The sequence below is a fragment of the Arthrobacter sp. Hiyo1 genome (assembly GCF_001263615.2).
Classification (GTDB): domain Bacteria; phylum Actinomycetota; class Actinomycetes; order Actinomycetales; family Micrococcaceae; genus Arthrobacter.
Genome location: NZ_DF952474.1, coordinates 196,049 through 200,035 on the forward strand (window position 1 = coordinate 196,049; position 3,987 = coordinate 200,035).

At 61.0% G+C, this 3,987-nt stretch carries 5 protein-coding genes; all 5 read right to left on the bottom strand.

The features are described 5' to 3' along the window. Nucleotides 1–332: beta-galactosidase (locus AHiyo1_RS18270; RefSeq protein ID WP_216363242.1), on the bottom strand; the 332-nt coding region annotated here is incomplete at its 3' end. A gap of 5 nt (nucleotides 333–337) precedes the next feature. Next, nucleotides 338–1,243: a carbohydrate ABC transporter permease gene (locus AHiyo1_RS18275; RefSeq protein WP_059389492.1), complete on the bottom strand. Its 906-nt coding sequence runs from the start codon at nucleotides 1,241–1,243 to the stop codon at nucleotides 338–340. Beyond that, complete coding sequence (locus tag AHiyo1_RS18280; RefSeq protein ID WP_059389493.1) at nucleotides 1,240–2,244, bottom strand: carbohydrate ABC transporter permease; 1,005 nt, start codon at nucleotides 2,242–2,244, stop codon at nucleotides 1,240–1,242. Before AHiyo1_RS18280 ends, AHiyo1_RS18275 begins: the two co-directional genes overlap by 4 nt. A gap of 14 nt (nucleotides 2,245–2,258) precedes the next feature. Then, complete coding sequence (locus AHiyo1_RS18285) at nucleotides 2,259–3,575, bottom strand: ABC transporter substrate-binding protein (protein ID WP_059389494.1); 1,317 nt, start codon at nucleotides 3,573–3,575, stop codon at nucleotides 2,259–2,261. A gap of 197 nt (nucleotides 3,576–3,772) precedes the next feature. Next, nucleotides 3,773–3,987: AMP-binding enzyme (locus AHiyo1_RS18290; RefSeq protein ID WP_445286236.1), on the bottom strand; the 215-nt coding region annotated here is incomplete at its 5' end.

Sequence of the window (3,987 nt, forward strand, 5' to 3'; positions counted from 1 at the left end):
TGCCGGACGCCGTCGGCATCCACCGGGAGCGAATCGGGGTACTTGCGGCTGAACCACGGCGGGGGAGAAGCGCTCGCGTTCGCGAGATCCACGCTGATCCCGTTGGTGTGGAGCAGGTCCAGGATCCTGTCGAGCCAGGCGAACTCGTAGCGGCCTTCTTCGGGCTCCAGAAGGGCCCAACTGAAGATGCCGACACTGACCAGGTTCACTCCGGCTTCCTTCATGAGGGCGACGTCGTGTTTCCAGACCTCTTCGGGCCATTGTTCCGGGTTGTAGTCGCCGCCGAACGCGATCCGGCCGCCCAACTTGTCGACGATGTAGTCCATTGCCATGCGTTTTATCCTTTGCTGGAACCGAGCGTGAGGCCGGCCACGAATTGGCGCTGCAGCACGAGGTAGATGATCAGGGTGGGTATCACGGTGATGGTGGCACCGGCCGCCAGGAGGTTGTAGTTGCTGAGGAACTCGCCCTGCAGGTTATTGATGGCCGTCGTGATGGGCAGCCGGTTTCCGCTTTGGATGAAGAGCAGCGGCCAGAAGAAATCGTTGTAGATGAAGATGACTTCCAGGGTTCCGAGCGCCGCGAGGGCGGGTCGGCACAGCGGCAGGATGATGTTCCAGTACTGCCGCCAGATCCCGGCCCCGTCCACCAGTGCGGCTTCCGTCAGGTCGGACGAGAGGGCCTTCATGTAGTTGGAAAGCACGAAGGTGCAAAAACCGATCTGGAACGCAGTGTCCACGGCGATCACCGAGATGTAGGTGTTGAGCAGGTTGCCGGAATCGCTGAAGGAGTACGGCAGCGTGACATGTTTGAACATCTCGAACAACGGAGCCGCCAGGACCTGCGGCGGCAGGAGGTTGCCGGCCGTGAACATGATCAGGAGCGTGACGTTGAACTTCCAGCTCACCCTGGAGACGGCGAATGCCATCATCGAGGCGAAGAACAAGGTCAGGAGCACCGAGGGGACGGTGATGATCACCGAGTTCAGGAGGTATTTCGAGAATCCGCCCTGGGTCCAGGCCGTGATGAAGTTGTCGAAATTGAAAGTGCCGCCAAGGCTGAAGTAGCCGTATTTGTCCGTGTCCGCCTTGGGACGCAAAGCCGTGAACAAGGACCAACCCAGCGGAATAAGCCACATGATGGCCATGACGGTCAGGAAGATGTGGGTCCCGTAGTGGCGTTTGCCGGAGTTCCTGGCGCCCGTGGCTGTTGTACGCGGGATGGGGTTGGCGAGGGTGCTCATGCCTTGCTCTCCTTGCCGAAGGTGCGGATGAGGTAGAAGACGATGGGGATCAGCGAGATGACCAGGAGAATGACCGCGAGGGACGAACCGACGCCGATCACCTGGCCTTCGCCGATCAGGTTCTGGATCACCAGGGCGCTGATCAATTCAAGGCCGTTGGTCCCTCGGTTGATGACGTACACAATGTCGAAGGCACGGAGCGACTCGATGATCGTGATCACCACGATCACGATGTTCACAGGGCGCATAGCCGGGAAGACGATGCGGAAGAACGTCTGCGCCGCGCTGGCGCCGTCAATCGACGCCGCTTCCCGCAGCGAGGGGTCCACGCCCTTGAGCCCGGCCAAGTACAGGATCATGACGTAGCCCGCGTGGCGCCACGTTGCCGCAACCATGGCCGCCCAGATATTCACGTTCGAATTTCCGAACCAGTCCACGGCTTGTGGTGTGCCCGCCGTGCCCAGGAGGTAGTTCAGCAGTCCGCTGTCCCGGTTGTAGAAAAGCTGCCAGATGATGCCGATGAGGGCCAGCGACAACATGACCGGCGTAAAGAAGATGCTCTGGTAGATCTTGCTGCCGCGGATCTTCTGGTCCAGGAGCACTGCCAGCAGCAGGCCGAGGGGTGTTGCGATCAGGGCCAGGAAGACGAGCCAGAGGACGTTGTGTTGAATGGCGGGCCAGAAAGGGGGATAGTCCTGGACCACGTAGTGGTAATTGTCCGTCCCTGCGGCCTTGATGTCCTTCAGGTCCAGGCCGTTCCAGCGGGTGAAGCTCAGCGCGATGGAGAAGAGCGTGGGCAGCCAGACAAGCAGGAGCTGGATCAGGGTAGGCACGCCCACCATGATGGCGAGGACGAATTTGTCGCGGCGCGTGAGGCGGCGGACCCTGCCTGCTTTGCCGGTCCGCCTGCCGGTGCCGGGCTGGCTCTTGCCGGCCGTGGTTCGCCCGGCAGCACCGGGTTCGCTGTCCGGTGCTGCCGGTTTCTCGGCGGTAGTACTCATGGGGATTCCTTCAGCTACTGGGCTGCGTAAAGGGTCTTGGCCTGCGCTTCAAGGTTCTTGACGTCTACGGTGCCGTCCTTGATGAAGGACTGCAGCGCGGGGATCATTACGTTGTTGGCCATGGCAGGGAGGGCGTCACGGTCCAGGAACTGGCTGATGTACTTGGCGTTGGAGATGGTGTCTGCACACTTCTTGTTCAGCGGGGTGAACTTTGACGTGTCGGCGCCCTTGACGGTGGCGATGTTGGAGCCATCCACGGCTGAATAGGCGTTCTGGCCTTCGGCGGATCCCATGAACGCCAGGAAGTCGTGAGCCGCCTTGTTGTCGCCGCCCTTCTTGGACAGGAGCAATCCGTCGATGGGGGCCTCGACGGCGTCGGTGCCTTCCACCGCGATTTCCGGGAACGGGAAGAAATCGATGTCCGCCAGCACGGCGGGGTCCGTGAATTGCTGGGTCACGAACGAACCCAACAGGTACATGCCGGTCTTCTTGGCTTCGAGTGCCTTGGCCGCGTCCTGCCAGGTCTGGCCGAGGGCATTGGGGTCCTGGAACGGCAGGAGGGCCTTCCAGGTGTCGAAGACGTCGCTGACCTTCTTCTGGTCCCAGCTTTCCTTGTGGGCGGTCAGGTCCACGTGGAACTGGTAGCCGTTGAGGCGCATGTTGATGTAGTCGAAGGTGCCCATGGCCGGCCAGCCGTCCTTGTCCGCGAAGCCGATGGGGATGATGCCGTCGGTCTTCATCTTCGTGGCCAAGGTCTTCAGCTCATCGAAGGTCTTGGGGACTGCGTAGCCCTTCTCGGCCCAGAAGCTCTTCCGGTAGAAGAAGCCCCACGGGTAGTTGTAGTTGGGGACCAGGTACATCTTGCCGTCCGGGCCGGTGGAGGCCTTCTTCATGGCGTCGGAGAAGTTGCTGCCGATCGTTGCCCATACGTCGTCTACGGGAGCCAGGAGGCCCTTGCCCGCGTAGTACTGCATGCGGTAGCCGGCGAACCACGTGAAGGCATCGTCCGGGCTGCCCTGGAGGTAGGAGTTGATCTTGTTCTGGAAGTCGTTGTGCGGGACGACGTTGGTGGCCACCGTGATGCCGGACTTCTTGGTGAAGGCATCGGTGACGGCTTTGTAGGCGGCCTTGGGAACGTCGTCCGAGGAACCTGAACCGAAGGTCAGGCTGTTCGAGGAAGCTCCGGGAGCCGGTCCGGAACCGCCAGTGCAAGCAGCCAGCAGCGGAATGCCGGCGAGCCCAGCAGCGCCTATACCGAGCGTTTTCAGGATGGTGCGGCGTCCAGGGCCGGCGTTGTAGGCCGACTGGAACGGGTCAAGATTCGCTGCCATGTTCTCTCCCTTGAAAGCGTGGTGCTTGTGAGTTATCTCACGTAGAACTCGACTATAACCGCTCAAAAGAGAACATGAAAGAACTAAATATAACATTCTTGCGACGGCGGGTTTTAAGACAAGAACGGCGGTCCTCCCGGGAGAGAACCGCCGACCTTGCGTGGTGCCTTGGCGCTTTTGTTTGCTTGGAGCAGAGCCTACTTCTTCAGCGATTCCGCGATCTGGGCCATGATGGTTGGGTCGGACAGGGTGGTGGCATCGCCCACTTCGCGGCCTTCTGCGACGTCCTTGAGGAGGCGGCGCATGATCTTGCCCGAGCGGGTCTTGGGCAGTTCGGGGACCACGAGGATGTGCTTGGGCTTGGCGATGGGGCCGATTTCCTTGCCCACGTGGTTGCGCAGCTCGAAGACGG